The following is a 17,974-nucleotide window of genomic DNA, read 5'->3' as shown; positions in this document are numbered from 1 at the left end:
GTAAACTGATTACAAAAATATGATTATCGGTGAAATTTTTTCAAAGAAACTTTATATATCCCTTGAAAATGCTTACAATTAGTGGTAAACTAGTAATGGTGTAAACATGAAAACAAAATTTTCAACATTAGAAAGGAAACGGTATGAACACAGATGATACAGTAACAATTTATGACGTTGCCCGAGAAGCAGGAGTTTCAATGGCAACAGTCAGTCGTGTAGTCAATGGTAATAAGAATGTCAAAGAGAACACTCGTAAGAAAGTTCTAGAGGTTATTGAACGCCTAGACTATCGTCCCAATGCAGTAGCTCGTGGCTTGGCAAGCAAACGAACAACAACTGTTGGTGTTGTCATTCCAGATATCACAAATACTTATTTCGCTGCTCTGGCAAAAGGGATTGATGATATTGCCGAAATGTACAAATACAACATCGTCCTTGCTAATAGCGATGAAGATGATGAAAAAGAAGTAGCAGTAGTTAATACACTCTTTTCAAAACAAGTCGATGGTATTATCTTTATGGGCTACCATTTGACAGAAAAGATTCGTTCAGAGTTTTCACGCTCACGCACCCCTGTAGTTCTTGCAGGAACAGTGGACGTAGAACACCAGCTTCCAAGTGTCAATATTGACTATAAGAATGCTACTGCGGATGCTGTTCGCCATTTGTTGAAACGTAACAAAAAGATTGCTTTTGTGAGTGGTCCCTTAGTTGATGATATCAATGGTAAGGTTCGCTTGGTTGGATATAAGGAAGCTTTGAAAGAAGCTGGAGTCAACTATAGTGAAGGTCTTGTATTCGAATCAAAATATCGCTATGACGATGGTTATGCCTTGGCAGAACGCTTGATTTCTTCTAAAGCAACAGCAGCTATTGTGACGGGTGATGAATTAGCGGCAGGTCTCTTGAATGGTTTGGCTGACCATGGCATTTCAGTACCAGAAGACTTTGAAATCATTACAAGTGATGATTCTCAAATCGCACGCTATACTCGACCAAATTTGACAACTATCGCACAACCCTTGTATGACCTTGGTGCGATCAGTATGCGTATGTTGACGAAGATTATGCATAAGGAAGAATTGGAGGAACGTGAAGTTCTTCTCCCTCACGGTTTGACAGAACGCAAATCAACTCGCAAAAAGTAATAAAAATCCCCAGGAATCTAACTGATTTCCTGGGTTTTTCTTATCCTTCCATATATGCTCGGAGCTCGTCACCTTTAAGTCCTGCATTAACTGCAATGAGGAGCTTTAGCCGCGCTTTCTGAGCGTTTAGTTCTTTTACAAAATATACACCATCATTCTGAAGACAAACACCACCGCCTTCGTAGGCGTAAACAGGTTCTGCAATCCCATTGAAACAACGTGAGACTAGTGCAATAGGAAGTCCTGCTTGACTGAGAGATTTTAATTTTTCAGCTGTTTCCTTTGGTACATTTCCAGCGCCAAAAGCCTGAATAATCAATCCATCTAGTTGGTTAACAGGAAGTAAATCGAGAAGTTCATCGGTCATGCCCGCATAAACAGGGATAATAGGGACCAACCCTTGAATGCTCTCAAGGTCAAAACGAACACGAGGTTCAGCCGTTTTGAAGTAGAGAATTTCCTGCTTCATAATGAGCCCAAGAGGGCCATGGGTCGGTGTTTGAAAGGTGCTAACATTCGTCGTATGCGTCTTGGTCACATACTTAGCAGCGTGAATTTCGTCATTCATCACGACCAAGACACCCTTGTCAGCAGCTTTATCGTCACTCGCGACGCGTAGGGCACTGAGATAATTGTAGACGCCATCGCTTCCTAGTTCATTGGAGCTTCTCATAGCGCCTGTCAGGACGATAGGCATATGAGGGACTTCCATGGTATCGAGGAAATAAGCCGTTTCTTCTAGGGTATCTGTCCCATGTGTAATCACAACACCATCATAGGACGATGCCTCTTCTTTTATCTTTTTGTAAAGAGCTAACATATGCTTGGGCTTGATGTGTGGGCTAGGTAAATTTAAAAAATCCAAGGAATGGACTTCGACACCTTCTAGAGGATTAGAGATATGGTTCATAGGGTTATCAACACTAGTCCTTACAGCTCCAGATTCATCTGCCTGCATGGAGATAGTGCCACCAGTATGTAAAACAAGGATTTTCTTAGTCATGATTCACTCACTTTTTCTGAAATGTGGTATAATCATTGTATCATAAAAGAAAGGAATGAGATAGAATGGAAGTCAAAGCTGTTTTTTTTGATATTGATGGAACGCTTGTAAATGACAGTAAGAGTGTTTTGAAGTCCACTAAGGAAGCTATCAAGATTGTGAAAGAACAAGGGGTGCTTGTTGGGGTAGCAACAGGGCGAGGACCTTTTTTTGTTAAGGATTTGATGGATGATTTGGATCTGGATTTTGCAGTGACCTACAATGGCCAATATATCTTTAACAAAGATCGTGTTCTTTTTGCTAGCCCTATTGATAAGAGAAGTCTCAGACAAATCATCTCTTATGCTAAGAAAAATCGAAAAGAGATTGCCATGGGAACGCGACAAGACGTTGTCGGTTCTCGGATTATGTCCTTTGGGCTCAGTCCTCTGTCACAATTAGTTAGTCGTTTTGTGCCTAAGTTCTTAACGCGTACTGTAAGTCATTCCTTTAATCGGATGATCAGCAAGGCCCTTCCTCAGAAGGAAGATGATTTGTTGGACTTAATCAACCAACCAATCTATCAGGTCCTCATGCTGATGACACCTGAGGAGACAAACCATGCTGCTGAAGAACTAAACCATCTGAAGTTTACCAGAAGTAATCCTTTCGCGGCCGATATTATCAATCAAGGAAATTCTAAGTTAGAGGGGATCCGTCGTGTCGGGAAAGAGTATGGTTTTGATCTCAATCAAGTCATGGCTTTTGGAGACTCGGATAATGATTTGGAAATGTTGGCTGGTGTTGGGATGTCTGTTGCCATGGGAAATGGTAGTAGCAGCGTAAAAGAAGTTGCCAAGCATATTACTGCCAGCAACCAAAACGATGGGATTCACAAGGCTTTGGAATATTTTGGAGTTCTGTCTTCTGAAAAAGTCTTTGTCAGTCGTGACTATCATTTCAACAAGGTTAAGACCTTCCATCGTATGATGGATGAGCGAACTCAAGAAGAACCTATAGCTTGGGATTTAGAAGGGGCGACCCACCGTGCTGGCTTTAAGATTGAAGAGTTAGTTGAATTTGTCCGTGCTGCAAGCAATTCTGAAGAGGAATTCCAACAAGCTGTGCAGGATTTACACCAAGCACTTGATATAGCTGCCGAAAAAGTATCTCAGTCAACACCAGCTGAGAAAACCCTCGTTGGTCAAGTGGATGCTTTGATTGACACGCTCTACTTTACTTATGGAAGTTTCGTTTTAATGGGGGTAGACCCAGAGAGAATCTTTGAGATTGTCCATCAAGCAAACATGGGTAAAATCTTCCCAGATGGTAAGGCTCATTTTGATCCAGTAACCCACAAAATCTTGAAACCAGATAACTGGAAAGAAAAATACGCCCCAGAACCTGCGATCAAAAAGGAGATAGAGCGCCAAATCAAGGCTTATGAACGTCATAAGGAAAGAGAAAACCAAAAATAAAAGGAGCATCTGCTCCTTTTATTTTTGGTTTATAAAGTTTTATCCTTGTCTCGAACGACGAGAAGGTCAACACTTGTATGGCGTAGGATATATTCTGATGAAGATCCGACAAGCAAACGTTCGAAGGCGTTAAGCCCTGTTGCTCCAACCAAAATCAAATCAACGTGTTCTTGATCAGGGATTGTTTTAGCCAAAAGAGTTTTAGGATTTCCCATTTCGATGACAACTTGAATATCATTCAGACCAGCGTCTCTTGCACGCTTTTCATATTCTGCCATCAAGTCTTGTGCCTCGACTTGTAGCTCTTCGTAAACTTCTGCATCGAATGTTGAAATGCTTTGAAGAGCACGAGTATCAATTACATGGGCGATGGTTAATTTAGCCTGGTTACGTAATGCTGACTGAACTCCTTTGATAAAAGCCAAATCAGCTTCTTTAGAACCGTCGACTGCTACCATGATGTTTTCGTAACGTTGTGTCATAGCAAAAACCTCCTCATTTCTTATCACCTTCATTGTAATCCTTTTCACTAAAAAAGTAAAGTAAAACATGATAGCAAAATTGCTTTTTGACTTTAATTTTGAGAGTGTTATAATTAAAGGAGAGAAGGCAAGAGGGGATCATATGACAAAAATTGCGGTACTTTCAGATATCCATGGAAATACAAAAGCACTGGAAGCTGTTTTAGCGGATGCAGAGAAGGCAGGCGCTGAGGAATATTGGCTCTTGGGAGATATTCTCATGCCTGGAACAGGACGAAAAAATATTCTCAGACGATTAGAGGACTTGCCGATTACGATTCGAGTTCTGGGAAATTGGGAAGAGAGTTTATGGCGAGCTGCTCATCGAAAATTAGATACAAGTAGACCTAGCCATCGCTACCTCTTGCGCCAATGCCAGTATATTATGGAAGAAATTAGTCTAGATGATATTGAAGCTCTACAGGCATTTCCCATGCACACACACCGCCAGTTTGGAAATCTGAAGGTAGGGATAAGCCATCATTTGCCGGATAAAAATTGGGGAAGAGAACTGATCCATCTTGGCAAGCAGGAGGATTTTGACCGTTTGGTAACCAATCCTGACTGTGATATTGCCATTTATGGGCATATTCATCAGCAATTTCTTCGCTATGGGAGTGGTGGTCAGCTTATCCTGAACCCAGGCTCAATTGGGCAACCATTCTTTTTATCAGCACATCTACGTGAGGATTTGCGGGCCCAGTATATGATTTTGGACTTTGATGAAAAAGGCTTGAAAGATATAGATTTTCGTCGTGTTGATTACGATGTTGAGTCAGAATTACAATTGGCTAGGGATTTGAAATTGCCCTACTATGAGGTATACTATGAAAGCTTAGTCAATGGAATCCACCATACCCACAATCAAGACTTGTTGCACGAAATCGCTCAAAGTCAAGGACATGATGTTGAATTGGATGACTGGCTTAGTCGTAACTCTTGACATTACAACTCTAGAAGGTATAATAAATATAAGAGAAGAATGAGCTTTGTTGATAATAAAGGAGGACTGCATGCAAATTTCAAGCCGATTTACCATTGCGACACATATGTTGGTAATCATTGCCCTAAAAGGGAAGGAAAGCAAGGTGACTAGTGATTTTCTAGCTAGTAGTGTTGGAGTCAATCCTGTTATTATCCGTAAAACCTTGTCCCAACTGAAAAAAGCAGACTTGATTTCCGTCGCGCGTGGAACTGGAGGGGCAGAGATTATCAAAAATCTTGAGGATATCAGTCTTTTGGATATTTATCAAGCGGTGGAATGCCTTGGAAAGACTGGTCAACTCTTTAGTTTCCATGATAATCCCAATCCTGACTGTCCTGTCGGAGCTAATATCCATGGGGTTTTGGATCAAAAACTAGATAAGATTCAGATGGCAATGGAGCAGGAATTGAGTCAAACAACTCTAGCTCAACTAGTAGCAGATGCAGAAATCAGAATACAAGAATAAATATGAAAATAATGAATACCTGAATGACTAAGCTCAAAAATCTAGTTATTTAGGTGTTTTTTGCTTTACTAAATATGCTAGACATCACCTAAAATAATCTGAAAATTTGGCAAGAATATGGTTTGAATATCAGGAGAAAAACATGAAATCATGTTATAATAAAACGATAGAATCGTAAGAAAGAGTGGATGAATTTTGATTATTCCAACTTATAATTGGCAATTTGCACCTCAAGTTGAGGATGCGGATTTTACAAAGATAGCCAAGAAAGCTGGGCTAGGGCCTGAAGCTGCTCGTTTATTATTTAGCCGCGGTATTAAGGATGAAGATCAGTTGTCTCGTTTTTTGACACCAACTCTAGATGATTTGCATGATCCTTATCTTCTCCACGATATGGACAAGGCAGTAAATCGTATTCGCCGTGCTATAGAGCAGGGTGAATTGATTCTCGTTTATGGAGACTACGATGCAGATGGGATGACATCAGCTTCAATCCTTAAAGAAACATTCGAACAATTAGGAGCCGAGTGCTTAGTCTATCTTCCTAATCGTTTTACAGATGGTTATGGTCCGAATGCCAGTGTCTACAAGTACTTCATTGAGCAACAAGGGATATCCTTGATTGTAACTGTTGATAATGGAGTTGCAGGTCATGAGGCTATTGACTTAGCTCAATCTATGGGTGTGGATGTTATAGTAACAGATCATCACTCCATGCCAGAAGTTTTACCAGATGCCTATGCAATTGTCCATCCTGAACATCCAGAAGCAGATTATCCCTTTAAACATTTGGCGGGTTGTGGAGTGGCTTTTAAACTAGCTTGTGCCCTCTTGGAGGAAGCGCAGGTTGAGTTGCTTGATTTGGTTGCTATTGGAACGATTGCTGATATGGTCAGTTTGACGGATGAAAATCGTATCATGGTTCAGTATGGTCTAGAGGTTTTACGCAATACCCAAAGAATTGGTCTTCAAGAATTATTTGAAATTGCAGGAATTTCTAGCAGAGATGTGACAGAAGAAACGGTTGGTTTTCAACTAGCACCGCGATTAAATGCCCTAGGACGCTTGGATGACCCCAATCCAGCCATTGAATTACTGACTGGTTTTGATGATGAAGAGGTGCATGAGATTGCCCTCATGATTCAAGAAAAAAATGAAGAACGTAAGGAAATCGTTCAAGCCATCTATGAAGAAGCTAAAAGCTTGGTAGACCCTAACAAAAGTGTTCAAGTTTTGGCCAAAGAAGGTTGGAATCCAGGAGTGCTTGGGATTGTAGCTGGACGCTTACTGGAAGAATTGGGACAAACGGTGATTGTTCTCAATATTGAAGATGGTCGTGCCAAGGGTAGTGCGCGGAGTATTGAAGCCGTCGATATCTTTGAAGCCTTGGACCCGCATCGGGAACTTTTTATCGCCTTTGGTGGGCATGCAGGCGCCGCAGGTATGACGCTCAAGGCTGAACAGCTAGACGCCTTATCGGAAATTTTAGAGACCTATGTAACAGACAAAGGAATAGATGCCAAAGGGAAGAGTACCTTATATCTAGATGAAGAATTAGATTTGGAAAATCTAAGTTTAGAAACGGTTAAAAGTTTTGAACGCTTAGCTCCTTTTGGAATGGACAACCAAAAACCTGTTTTTTATATTCGAGATTTTAAAGTTGAAAATGCTCGTTCTATGGGAGCAGGAGATAGTCATCTGAAATTGAAGATATCCAAAGGGACCGCAAGCTTTGAGGTAGTAGCATTTGGTCAAGGGCCAAAGGCTACAGAATTTTCTCAGGTAAAACAACTGGAATTGGCAGTTACCCTTTCTGTTAACCAATGGAATGGGCAAACAACCCTTCAGTTGATGATGGTTGATGCGCGTGTGGACGGTGTTCAACTCTTTAATATTCGTGGGAAGAGTGCAGCTCTACCAGATGGAGTATCGGTACTGGATTTTACAGGAAAATTGCCTGATATTTCCTTGAGTCCAGCAATCGTTGTCAAGAATCTCCCAGAAGATATCACTATTCTTAAAAACATTTTCCAACAGCATGATTTTTCAGCTGTTTATTTTAAAAATGATATTGATAAGCCCTACTATTTGACGGGCTATGGCACAAGAGAGCAATTCGCAAAGCTCTATAAGACGATCTATCAGTTCCCAGAATTCGATATTCGTTATAAACTCAAGGACTTATCAACCTATCTCAAAATTGAGCAAATCTTACTCGTCAAGATGATTCAAATTTTTGAAGAGCTTGGTTTTGTCACCATTGAAAATGGTGTGATGAGGGTTAATAAAGATGCGGCTAAACGGGATATTGCTGAAAGTCAGATTTATCAAAATCTCAAGAAAACTGTTAAAGACCAAGAAATGATGGCACTAGGTACAGTACAGGAAATCTATGATTTCTTGATGAAAGAATAAATACAAAGAGGCTGAAGTAACCTATTTCAGTCTCTTTTTGTAAGTGATTTTTAACTTTATGTAGTAAAAGTATACAGATTTGTAACATGACTACAACATAAATCTAAAACAACTGACATGTAAATCAGGTATGATTCTCTTATCAACATAAAAACTAAAAATTATCAATAAAATTTTAGGAGAAAATTGTTATGAAAAAAACAGTTGCTAAACTGACTCTTGGTTTAACATCTACAGCTATTTTAGCTACAGTTGGTGCTCAAACTGTTAGCGCAGACTCTTACGTTGTTCAAGACGGTGATTCATTTTTTGGTATTGCTGCTGCAAGTGGTATGGATCCTTATGAGTTGGCAGCTAATAATGGGAAAACCATTTTTGATACTATCCACCCAGGTGATGTGCTAGAAGTTAGCGGTCCAGCTCAACTTAGCTATTCATACCAAGCTCCTGCTTATGAAGTAACTAGCACTGTTAATGCAGTGGCAGGTGAGGATGTTGTTGTAAATACTCCTACAAACTATGGAAATTCTTATCCTGTTGGTCAGTGTACATGGGGCGTGAAAGAATTGGCTCCATGGGCGAGCAACTGGTGGGGAAATGCTAACACTTGGGCAATCTATGCTAGTGCACAAGGCTTTAAGACAGGAGATGTTCCTGTAGTAGGAGCAATCGCTGTTTGGGATGGCGGTGAATATGGCCACGTTGCTTATGTGACAGATGTACAAAGTGAAAGTTCTATCCAGGTATTGGAAGCAAACTATGATGGCAGTGGAACTCAACCAATCGGAAACTATCGTGGATGGTTTAATCCGACAGCATCAAGAGGTACTGTAAGATACATTTATCCAAACTAAAAATACTTTAAAAGATTTAGAGCTTCTAAATCTTTTTTTATGTACTCCGGCCTAGTTTTTAGGATTTTGGTCAGCTAGAAATTTCGGAGCTTCATTCGATTTAATCGTTTAATGATTTTAGACGAAATCTCAAAAAACCTATTTGATGATGAGTAGTGAATGATCTCTAGTTGAAATCCTATCTTCATTTTGAAAATTAGTAAAAAAATGGTATAATGAGAGGAAAAGATTCGGATAAAAGTATATTGAACTTTTAAAAAAAGAGAGTTGTGAAGGCTCTACAAACACGTTATAGTAATACTTCGGAGGGAAAATGACCAATATTAAATTAACAACTTTAGGCGGTGTTCGTGAAAATGGAAAAAACATGTACATCGCAGAAATTAACGACTCTATCTTCGTTTTAGATGCAGGTTTGAAATATCCTGAAAATGAACAGTTGGGTGTCGATGTCGTTATTCCAAATATGGAATATCTGTTTGAAAATAGCGACCGTATTGCAGGTGTCTTTTTAACGCACGGACATGCGGATGCGATTGGAGCTCTTCCTTATCTTTTGTCAGAAGTGAAAGTTCCTGTTTTTGGTTCAGAGTTGACCATCGAACTTGCTAAGCTTTTTGTTAAGGGAAATGATAGTGCTAAAAAATTCGATGATTTCCATGTTATTGATGAAAATACAGAAATCGACTTTGGCGGTACGGAGGTTTCCTTCTTCCGCACAACTCACTCTATCCCAGAAAGTCTGGGTGTCGTTTTAAAAACATCTGAAGGAAGTATCGTTTATACAGGGGACTTCAAATTTGACCAAACGGCTAGCGAATCTTATGCGACTGACTTTGGTCGTTTAGCAGAAATCGGTCGTGAAGGAGTTTTAGCTCTCCTAAGTGATTCAGCAAACGCAGACAGTAATATTCAAGTAGCCAGTGAAAGTGAAGTTGGTGATGAAATTACGCAAACCATTTCTGACTGGGATGGACGTATCATCGTAGCTGCCGTTGCAAGTAACCTTTCTCGTATTCAGCAGGTCTTTGACGCTGCTGCAGATACAGGTCGTCGCGTTGTTTTGACGGGATTTGATATTGAAAATATCGTTCGTACAGCTATTCGCTTGAAAAAATTGTCATTGGCTAACGAAAGTCTCTTGATTAAACCTAAAGATATGTCTCGTTTTGAAGACCACGAGTTAATCATCCTTGAAACTGGTCGTATGGGTGAACCGATTAATGGACTCCGTAAAATGTCAATCGGTCGTCACCGCTATGTTGAAATCAAAGATGGTGACTTGGTTTATATCGTTACAACACCATCAATCGCTAAAGAAGCTGTCATGGCACGGGTAGAAAACATGGTCTACCAAGCGGGTGGTATCGTAAAACCGATTACTCAAAGCTTGCGTGTATCAGGACATGGAAATGCGCGTGATCTGCAATTGATGATCAACCTTTTGCAACCCAAGTATCTTTTTCCTATCCAAGGGGAATACCGTGAATTGGATGCTCATGCCAAGGCTGCAATGGCTGTTGGTATGTTGCCAGAACGAATTTTTATCCCGAAAAAAGGTACAATCATGTCTTATGAACATGGAGATTTCGTTCCATCTGGTGCGGTTACTGCAGGAGATGTCTTGATTGACGGAAATGCCATTGGGGATGTTGGGAATGTCGTTCTTCGTGACCGTAAGGTCTTGTCAGAAGATGGTATTTTCATTGTGGCTATTACTGTTAACCGTCGCGAGAAGAAAATCATTGCCAAGGCTCGAGTGCATACACGTGGATTTGTCTACCTCAAGAAGAGTCGAGATATTCTGCGCGAAAGTACAGAGTTGGTGAATCAAACAGTTGAGGACTATCTCCAAGGTGAGGACTTTGACTGGGCTGACCTTAAAGGTAAGGTACGTGATCATTTGGCCAAGTTCCTCTTTGACCAAACCAAACGTCGTCCAGCCATTTTACCAGTAGTCATGGAAGCAAAATAAGGATTCAATAGCAAGAGAGAAAGTCGAGTTTCGGCTTTTTCTTATCTCAAACGAATAAGGAGCAAGTTATGGCAGTAATGAAGATTGAGTATTATTCAGAAGTTTTAGATATGGAGTGGGGTGTAAATGTTCTCTACCCTGATGCATCTCGGGTGACAGAACCAGACTCTACAGATATCCCTGTTCTCTATCTCCTTCATGGGATGTCAGGAAATCATAACAGTTGGCTTAAACGGACCAACGTAGAGCGCTTGGTGCGAGGAACCAATCTGATTGTTGTCCTGCCAAATACATGTAATGGCTGGTACACAGATACTCAGTATGGCTATAACTACTATACAGCTCTAGCGGAAGAACTACCTAAGGTGCTCAAACGCTTCTTTCCCAATATGACCAACAAACGAGAAAAGACCTTTATCGCTGGTTTATCAATGGGAGGCTACGGTTCCTTTAAGTTAGCACTGTCAACTGACCGTTTCTCACATGCAGCTAGTTTTTCTGGAGCACTTAGCTTCGAGGAGTTTTCTCCTGAGAGTCAAGATTTAGGAACGCGTGCTTACTGGAGAGGTGTGTTTGGCAAAGTTAATGATTGGGTGAATAGTCCTTACTCACTTGAAACCCTTGCTAAAAAGTCAGACAAGGAGACCAAACTTTGGTTTTGGTGTGGAGAACAAGATTATCTATATTCTGCTAATAATCTAGCAGTTAAAAATCTTAAGAAACTTGGTTTCGATGTGACCTATAGCCATAGTGCAGGAACTCATGAGTGGTATTATTGGGAAAAGCAATTGGAACGTTTTTTAACTACATTGCCAATCGATTTTGTTTTAGAAGAACGCTTGTCTTAATTTTAGCTTTCTTTCAGTTTGTTTTAGTAGAATAATAAACCTATCTTTAGAATGGAAATCCATGACTTAAAGATGGGTTCTTATTTTTTTGAGAAAGGTGGGCAAATTATGGGCTGGATTATTCGTGTTTTATATCGATTGTTACTAGGAATTTTGCGGATGTTTTGGCGCCTTGTATGGACGCTTATCTTCTTCATTCTCATCACTTTTGGGATTCTCTGGTATGTGACAGGTGATTTACCTGGGGCCTTCAATCAAATCAGTAAAATGGCTCAAGTCGGCCAAGCAGGCTGGGATCAATGGCAAGAAACTGGTAAATTGCAAGGTTTGTCTCAGACAGATCATCATCAAGATTCAGGCGCAAAATGGGCAAAAGCGCAAGCAAGGATCTATATTGATCCTCAAATGGATGCGACTTTTCAAAAGGCCTACGCAGAAGCTATTGCTAACTGGAATCAGACAGGAGCTTTTGACTTTGAGCTTGTAACAGAACCAGATCAGGCCACTATTTTCGCTACCGAAATGAATGATGGTTCGACAGCTGTAGCAGGTGAGGCGGAGAGTCAAACCAATCTCCTAACCAAACAATTCACTTCGGTGACTGTTCGCTTAAATCATTATTATCTATCCAATCCAAATTATGGCTATACCTATGAACGCATCTTGCATACGGCAGAACATGAGTTAGGACATGCTATTGGTTTGCAGCATACCAATGAAGTTTCAGTCATGCAACCGGCAGGGTCTTATTATGGTATTCAAGCTCAAGATGTAAAAGAGGTCCAAGAACTCTATGAGTCAGGAGATTAGGAAAACAGAGCTTCTTGATATGAGCAATGAGAGGTGCTTTTTGCTATAATGGAACTATGAATAACTTGATCAAATCAAAACTGGAGCTCTTGCCGAATAGCCCTGGTTGTTACATTCACAAAAATAAAAACGGTACGATCATCTATGTAGGGAAGGCCAAAAATCTGCGCAATCGGGTGCGGTCCTACTTTCGTGGAAGTCACGATACCAAGACAGAAGCCTTGGTGTCTGAAATTGTGGATTTTGAATTTATTGTTACAGAGTCTAATATTGAGGCTCTCCTTTTGGAGATTAATCTCATCAAGGAAAACAAGCCCAAATACAATATCATGCTCAAGGACGATAAGTCCTACCCTTTTATCAAAATCACCAATGAACGCTATCCTCGATTGATAATCACCCGTCAGGTTAAGAAGGACGGAGGCCTTTATTTTGGTCCTTATCCGGATGTGGGTGCGGCCAATGAAATCAAGCGACTTTTAGATCGGATTTTTCCTTTCCGCAAGTGTACTAATCCGCCTTCGAAGGTCTGTTTTTATTACCACATCGGCCAGTGTATGGCTCATACGGTTTGTCACAAGGATGAAGCTTATTTTAAAGTGATGTCCCAAGAAGTTTCTGATTTTCTCAAGGGGCAGGATGACAAAATCATTAACGAGCTCAAGGATAAGATGTCTTTGGCAGCCCAGAATATGGAGTTTGAGCGTGCAGCCGAATACCGTGATCTAATCCAGGCTATTGGGACTCTTCGTACCAAACAAAGAGTCATGACTAAGGACCTCCAGAACCGTGATGTCTTTGGTTATTATGTGGATAAGGGCTGGATGTGTGTACAGGTTTTCTTTGTCCGTCAGGGCAAATTGATTGAACGTGACGTCAATCTCTTTCCTTACTACAATGATCCAGATGAGGATTTTTTGACCTATGTGGGGCAGTTTTATCAAGAAAAATCTCACCTGATTCCCAATGAAATTTTGATTCCTCGGGACATTGATGAAGAGGCGGTTAAGGCCCTTGTCGATACCAAGGTCCTCAAACCCCAGCGAGGGGAGAAAAAGCAGCTTGTTAATCTAGCCATCAAAAACGCTCGTGTTAGTCTGGAGCAGAAATTTAATCTGCTGGAAAAATCAGTTGAGAAAACCCAGGGTGCTATTGAAAATCTTGGACGTCTTTTACAAATTCCGACCCCAGTTCGTATCGAGTCCTTTGATAACTCCAATATCATGGGGACCAGTCCTGTCTCTGCTATGGTTGTTTTTGTCAACGGAAAACCTAGCAAGAAAGATTATCGTAAGTACAAGATTAAGACAGTGGTCGGACCAGATGACTATGCTAGTATGCGAGAGGTTATTCGCAGACGTTATGGCCGAGTCCAACGAGATGGTCTGACACCGCCTGACTTAATCGTCATTGATGGGGGGCAAGGCCAGGTAAATATTGCTAAGCAAGTTATCCAAGAGGAACTAGGTTTGGATATTCCTATCGCAGGTCTTCAAAAGAATGACAAGCACCAAACTCATGAGTTGCTTTTTGGAGATCCGCTTGAAGTGGTAGAGTTGTCTCGGAATTCTCAGGAGTTTTTCCTCCTCCAACGCCTTCAAGATGAGGTGCACCGCTTTGCGATAACCTTCCACCGTCAATTGCGCTCCAAGAATTCTTTCTCCTCTCAATTAGATGGGATTGAAGGCTTGGGTCCAAAACGCAAGCAGAATTTAATGAAATATTTCAAATCTCTGACTAAAATTAAGGAAGCAAGCGTTGACGATATTGTCAATGTAGGAATACCAAGAACAGTTGCAGAGGCTGTTCATAGACAGTTAAATCCAGAAGCGAATTCAACACTGGCTCAAGTAGCTGAGAAGTCGGTTGAATATAAAGAATAAAGAAGCAGTGGAATGTTTTTGTTTTAGTGAGTGCAAGCTAGTCGGATTTGTGGTAAAATAGATAAGATATGACAAAAGAATTTCATCATGTAACAGTCATGCTCCATGAGACCATTGATATGCTAGATGTGAAGCCTGATGGCATTTACGTTGATGCAACCTTGGGTGGGGCAGGTCACAGCGAGTATTTGTTAAGTAAATTAAGCGAGAAAGGGCATTTGTATGCCTTTGACCAAGATCAAAACGCCATTGACAACGCGCAAAAACGTTTAGTGCCCTATATCGAAAAGGGAATGGTTACTTTTGTCAAGGATAATTTCCGTCATTTGAAGGAACGCTTAAATGACTTAGGCGTGACAGAGATTGATGGAATTTGTTATGACTTAGGGGTCTCTAGTCCGCAGTTAGATCAACGTGAACGTGGTTTTTCTTATAAAAAAGATGCACCACTAGATATGCGGATGAATCAGGAAGCTAGCTTGACCGCATATGAAGTTGTCAATCATTATGACTACCATGATTTGGTACGAATCTTTTTCAAATATGGAGAAGACAAGTTTTCTAAACAGATTGCGCGAAAAATCGAACAAGCACGTCAAGTAAAGCCAATCGAGACAACAACCGAATTGGCAGAGATTATCAAATCTGCCAAGCCTGCTAAGGAACTTAAGAAAAAAGGCCATCCGGCCAAGCAGATTTTCCAAGCCATTCGTATTGAAGTTAACGATGAGTTGGGAGCAGCTGATGAGTCTATTCAGCAAGCCATGGATATGCTGGCTCTAGATGGCAGAATATCAGTGATTACCTTCCATTCACTGGAAGATCGTTTGACGAAGCAACTATTTAAGGAAGCTTCGACGGTAGAGGTTCCAAAAGGATTACCTTTTATTCCAGATAATCTCAAACCTAAGATGGAATTAGTATCACGTAAACCAATCTTACCAAGCAAGGAAGAATTGGAAGCCAATAATCGTTCCCACTCAGCCAAGCTTCGAGTGGCAAGAAAAATTCACAAGTAAAGAGGAAAAAATGGCAGAAATCAGAGGAACAACGAGCCAATTGTTGCAAGCTCGTATAAAAAAATTTTCACGTGTTGAAAAGGCCTTTTACCTTTCAATTGCCATCACAGCCCTGGTCTTAGCAATTAGTATAGTCTATATGCAGACAAAACTTTTTCAAGTTCAGAGTGATTTGACAAAAGTCAATGCACAAATTGAAGAAAAAAAGACAGAGTTGGATGATGCCAAACAAGAAGTTAATGAATTGATCCGATCAGAACGTTTGACCGAAATTGCAAATTCTCAAGAGTTGCAATTGAATAATGAAAATATTCGATCAGCGGAGTAGTATATGAAATCCTGGAAAGAAAGAATCATACGCTTTGCCATTAAGAATCGTAAAACTCCAATGGAAAACCGCAGATTAGTAGGAAAAAATTTGAGCCTATTGGCTGTCTTTCTATTTGCTGTTTTTTTGGTTAATTTTGCGGTGATTATTGGTACAGGCACAAAATTTGGAGTCAATCTGGTTAAAGAAGCAAATAAAGTTCATCAAACGACTCTGACTGTTCCTGCTAAAAGAGGAACCATTTATGACCGTAATGGAACTCCCATCGCAGAAGATGCGACCTCTTATAATGTTTATGCTGTAATAGATAAAGACTATAAGTCAGCTAATGGTGATGTTCTTTATGTAGAAGAATCTCAGTACAATAAAGTGGCAGAAATTTTTCATAAATATTTAGATATGGAGGAGACTTACGTCAAAGACCAACTCTCTCAACCGAATCTCAAACAAGTTTCCTTTGGTTCTAAAGGAAATGGGATTACCTATGCTAATATGATGTCCATTAAACAGGACTTAGAATCTGCTAAGGTTGAGGGTATTAATTTTACGACTAGTCCAAATCGAAGTTATCCAAATGGGAAATTTGCCTCATCCTTTATTGGTTTAGCACAGTTACATGAAAATGAAGATGGCACGAAAAGTCTAATTGGGACATCTGGTATCGAGAGTTCCTTAAATAGTTTATTGGCAGGGACAGATGGTGTTATTACTTATGAAAAAGACCGTCTAGGTAATATTGTTCCTGGTACAGAACAAGTCACCCAACAGACCGTAAACGGGAAAGACGTCTATACGACCCTATCTAGTCCTTTGCAGTCCTTTATGGAAAGTCAAATGGATGCCTTCCAAGGAAAACTAAAAGGCAAGTATATGACTGCGACCTTGGTTAGTGCCAAGACAGGAGAAATTCTGGCCACGACTCAAAGACCGACCTTTGATGCTGATACCAAAGAAGGGATTACAGAGGACTTTGTCTGGCGTGATATCCTTTACCAAAGTAACTATGAACCAGGTTCAACCATGAAGGTCATGACCTTAGCAGCAGCTATAGATAACAACACCTTCCCTGGTGGAGAATACTTTAATAGTAGCGAATTAAAAATAGCAGATGCAACTATTAAGGACTGGGATGTGAATGATGGCTTATCAGCTGGAAGTATAATGACATACTCACAAGGTTTTGATCACTCGAGTAATGTCGGTATGACCTTGCTCCAGCAAAAAATGGGGGATGCCACTTGGTTGGATTATCTCAATCGCTTTAAGTTTGGGGTGCCGACGCGTTTTGGTATGCCTGATGAGTATGCTGGACAACTACCTGCAGATAATATTGTCGATATTGCCATGAGTTCTTTTGGTCAAGGGATTTCTGTTACTCAGACCCAGATGCTTCGTGCCTTTACAGCAATCGCTAATGATGGGGTCATGCTAGAGCCGAAGTTTATTAGTGCCCTCTATGATCCAAATGATCAGACTGTTCGTAAATCGCAGAGGGAGGTTGTAGGGAATCCTGTTTCTAAAGAAGCGGCTAGTCTGACTCGAGAAAATATGATTTTGGTTGGTACAGATCCTGTTTATGGTACAATGTACAATAAACTTACCGGTAAACCAATCGTTACTGTACCTGGTCAGACTGTTTCTGTAAAATCAGGAACAGCTCAAATTGCCGATGAGCAAAACGGAGGATATTTAGTTGGGAAAACCAATTATATCTTTTCTGTAGTAACCATGCATCCTTCTGAAAATCCTGATTTTATTCTTTACGTAACAGTTCAACAGCCAGAACACTTTTCTAACCCTTGGTTTGGAGAATTTGCTAATCCTATTCTTGAACGAGCTTCTGCCATGAAAGAATCTCTTAATCTTCAGTCTACAGCTAAAAATCTGGATCAAGTTACAACAACAACTAGTTATGCAATGCCAGCGACCAAGGACTATAGTCCGGGAGATATGGCAGAGGAACTGAGACGCAATCTTGTTCAACCAATCGTTATCGGTTCAGGAACAAAAATCAAGGACAGTTCAGTGGCAGAAGGAACCAATCTAGACGCTAATGAGCAAATCTTACTCCTTTCAGACAAGGTAGAAGAGATGCCTGACTTATATGGCTGGTCTAAGAAAAATGTTGAAACCTTTGCCAAATGGTTGAATCTTGAAGTTGAATTTGAAGGTACAGGAGAAATTGTTAAAAAACAAAGTGTTCGTTCTAATACAGCTTTAAAAAATATACAGAAAATAAAAATAACTTTAGGAGATTAG

The 17,974-nt window shown here is 40.4% G+C and carries 15 protein-coding genes; 13 read left to right on the top strand and 2 right to left on the bottom strand.

Annotation, left to right across the window (positions count from 1 at the left end; genetic code table 11):
- Positions 1-143: 143 nt before the first annotated feature.
- Positions 144-1,151, top strand: a complete 1,008-nt coding sequence (gene ccpA, locus KJR31_RS05380) for a catabolite control protein A (protein WP_178895456.1) — start codon at positions 144-146, stop codon at positions 1,149-1,151.
- A gap of 40 nt (positions 1,152-1,191) precedes the next feature.
- Here ccpA and KJR31_RS05375 read toward each other — a convergent pair whose 3' ends face one another.
- Positions 1,192-2,154: an asparaginase gene (locus KJR31_RS05375; RefSeq protein WP_214262413.1), complete on the bottom strand. Its 963-nt coding sequence runs from the start codon at positions 2,152-2,154 to the stop codon at positions 1,192-1,194.
- Between the two features lie 65 nt (positions 2,155-2,219).
- Here KJR31_RS05375 and KJR31_RS05370 point away from each other — a divergent pair, with 65 nt between their 5' ends.
- Entirely contained in the window at positions 2,220-3,611 is a 1,392-nt protein-coding gene (locus KJR31_RS05370) for a Cof-type HAD-IIB family hydrolase (protein ID WP_214262412.1), read from the top strand.
- 29 nt (positions 3,612-3,640) lie between these two features.
- On the opposite strand, the gene KJR31_RS05365 is transcribed toward KJR31_RS05370, so the two are convergent.
- On the bottom strand, positions 3,641-4,093 hold the full coding sequence (locus KJR31_RS05365; protein WP_214262411.1) for a universal stress protein: 453 nt from the start codon (positions 4,091-4,093) through the stop codon (positions 3,641-3,643).
- Positions 4,094-4,235: 142 nt separating this feature from the next.
- Between KJR31_RS05365 and KJR31_RS05360 the strand changes: the two genes are divergently transcribed.
- The 11 genes from KJR31_RS05360 to pbp2X all read left to right on the top strand — a co-directional run bounded on the left by KJR31_RS05360 (position 4,236) and on the right by pbp2X (position 17,974).
- A complete protein-coding gene (locus KJR31_RS05360; protein ID WP_214262410.1) occupies positions 4,236-5,075 on the top strand; it encodes a metallophosphoesterase family protein in 840 nt (279 codons plus the stop codon).
- A gap of 70 nt (positions 5,076-5,145) precedes the next feature.
- Complete coding sequence (locus KJR31_RS05355) at positions 5,146-5,583, top strand: Rrf2 family transcriptional regulator (protein ID WP_214262409.1); 438 nt, start codon at positions 5,146-5,148, stop codon at positions 5,581-5,583.
- 195 nt (positions 5,584-5,778) lie between these two features.
- The gene (recJ, locus tag KJR31_RS05350; RefSeq protein WP_214262408.1) at positions 5,779-7,998 is read left to right on the top strand and encodes a single-stranded-DNA-specific exonuclease RecJ; all 2,220 of its coding nucleotides are present in this window, start codon (positions 5,779-5,781) and stop codon (positions 7,996-7,998) included.
- Positions 7,999-8,189: 191 nt separating this feature from the next.
- Positions 8,190-8,852, top strand: a complete 663-nt coding sequence (locus tag KJR31_RS05345; protein ID WP_214262407.1) for a COG3942 and LysM peptidoglycan-binding domain-containing protein — start codon at positions 8,190-8,192, stop codon at positions 8,850-8,852.
- Between the two features lie 313 nt (positions 8,853-9,165).
- A complete protein-coding gene (locus KJR31_RS05340; protein ID WP_214262406.1) occupies positions 9,166-10,827 on the top strand; it encodes a ribonuclease J in 1,662 nt (553 codons plus the stop codon).
- Positions 10,828-10,895: 68 nt separating this feature from the next.
- Complete coding sequence (locus KJR31_RS05335; protein WP_214262405.1) at positions 10,896-11,675, top strand: alpha/beta hydrolase; 780 nt, start codon at positions 10,896-10,898, stop codon at positions 11,673-11,675.
- A 108-nt stretch (positions 11,676-11,783) separates the two neighbouring features.
- A complete protein-coding gene (locus KJR31_RS05330) occupies positions 11,784-12,485 on the top strand; it encodes a M57 family metalloprotease (protein WP_214262527.1) in 702 nt (233 codons plus the stop codon).
- 56 nt (positions 12,486-12,541) lie between these two features.
- Entirely contained in the window at positions 12,542-14,368 is a 1,827-nt protein-coding gene (gene uvrC, locus KJR31_RS05325) for an excinuclease ABC subunit UvrC (protein ID WP_214262404.1), read from the top strand.
- Between the two features lie 68 nt (positions 14,369-14,436).
- The gene (rsmH, locus tag KJR31_RS05320) at positions 14,437-15,387 is read left to right on the top strand and encodes a 16S rRNA (cytosine(1402)-N(4))-methyltransferase RsmH (protein WP_214262403.1); all 951 of its coding nucleotides are present in this window, start codon (positions 14,437-14,439) and stop codon (positions 15,385-15,387) included.
- Between the two features lie 10 nt (positions 15,388-15,397).
- The gene (gene ftsL / locus KJR31_RS05315; protein WP_214262402.1) at positions 15,398-15,715 is read left to right on the top strand and encodes a cell division protein FtsL; all 318 of its coding nucleotides are present in this window, start codon (positions 15,398-15,400) and stop codon (positions 15,713-15,715) included.
- A 3-nt stretch (positions 15,716-15,718) separates the two neighbouring features.
- Positions 15,719-17,974 carry a penicillin-binding protein PBP2X gene (pbp2X, locus tag KJR31_RS05310; protein ID WP_214262401.1) on the top strand — a complete coding sequence of 752 codons (2,256 nt, stop codon included), beginning with the start codon at positions 15,719-15,721 and terminating at the stop codon, positions 17,972-17,974.

Origin of the sequence: Streptococcus infantis, assembly GCF_018499575.1 — a bacterium.
In the GTDB taxonomy this organism is placed as follows: Bacteria; Bacillota; Bacilli; order Lactobacillales; family Streptococcaceae; genus Streptococcus; species Streptococcus infantis_K.
The sequence above is the reverse complement of the archived record's forward strand: the minus strand, read 5'-3'. Positions and strand labels throughout refer to the sequence as shown.

Coding starts and splice junctions, on each gene's coding strand:
- uvrC (WP_214262404.1), top strand. CDS start 12,542: ATGAATAACTTGATCAAATCAAAACTGGAGCTCTTGCCGAATAGCCCT.
- pbp2X (WP_214262401.1), top strand. CDS start 15,719: ATGAAATCCTGGAAAGAAAGAATCATACGCTTTGCCATTAAGAATCGT.
- KJR31_RS05360 (WP_214262410.1), top strand. CDS start 4,236: ATGACAAAAATTGCGGTACTTTCAGATATCCATGGAAATACAAAAGCA.
- KJR31_RS05370 (WP_214262412.1), top strand. CDS start 2,220: ATGGAAGTCAAAGCTGTTTTTTTTGATATTGATGGAACGCTTGTAAAT.
- KJR31_RS05340 (WP_214262406.1), top strand. CDS start 9,166: ATGACCAATATTAAATTAACAACTTTAGGCGGTGTTCGTGAAAATGGA.
- KJR31_RS05365 (WP_214262411.1), bottom strand. CDS start 4,093: ATGACACAACGTTACGAAAACATCATGGTAGCAGTCGACGGTTCTAAA.
- ccpA (WP_178895456.1), top strand. CDS start 144: ATGAACACAGATGATACAGTAACAATTTATGACGTTGCCCGAGAAGCA.
- KJR31_RS05345 (WP_214262407.1), top strand. CDS start 8,190: ATGAAAAAAACAGTTGCTAAACTGACTCTTGGTTTAACATCTACAGCT.
- rsmH (WP_214262403.1), top strand. CDS start 14,437: ATGACAAAAGAATTTCATCATGTAACAGTCATGCTCCATGAGACCATT.
- KJR31_RS05355 (WP_214262409.1), top strand. CDS start 5,146: ATGCAAATTTCAAGCCGATTTACCATTGCGACACATATGTTGGTAATC.
- KJR31_RS05330 (WP_214262527.1), top strand. CDS start 11,784: ATGGGCTGGATTATTCGTGTTTTATATCGATTGTTACTAGGAATTTTG.
- KJR31_RS05375 (WP_214262413.1), bottom strand. CDS start 2,154: ATGACTAAGAAAATCCTTGTTTTACATACTGGTGGCACTATCTCCATG.
- ftsL (WP_214262402.1), top strand. CDS start 15,398: ATGGCAGAAATCAGAGGAACAACGAGCCAATTGTTGCAAGCTCGTATA.
- KJR31_RS05335 (WP_214262405.1), top strand. CDS start 10,896: ATGGCAGTAATGAAGATTGAGTATTATTCAGAAGTTTTAGATATGGAG.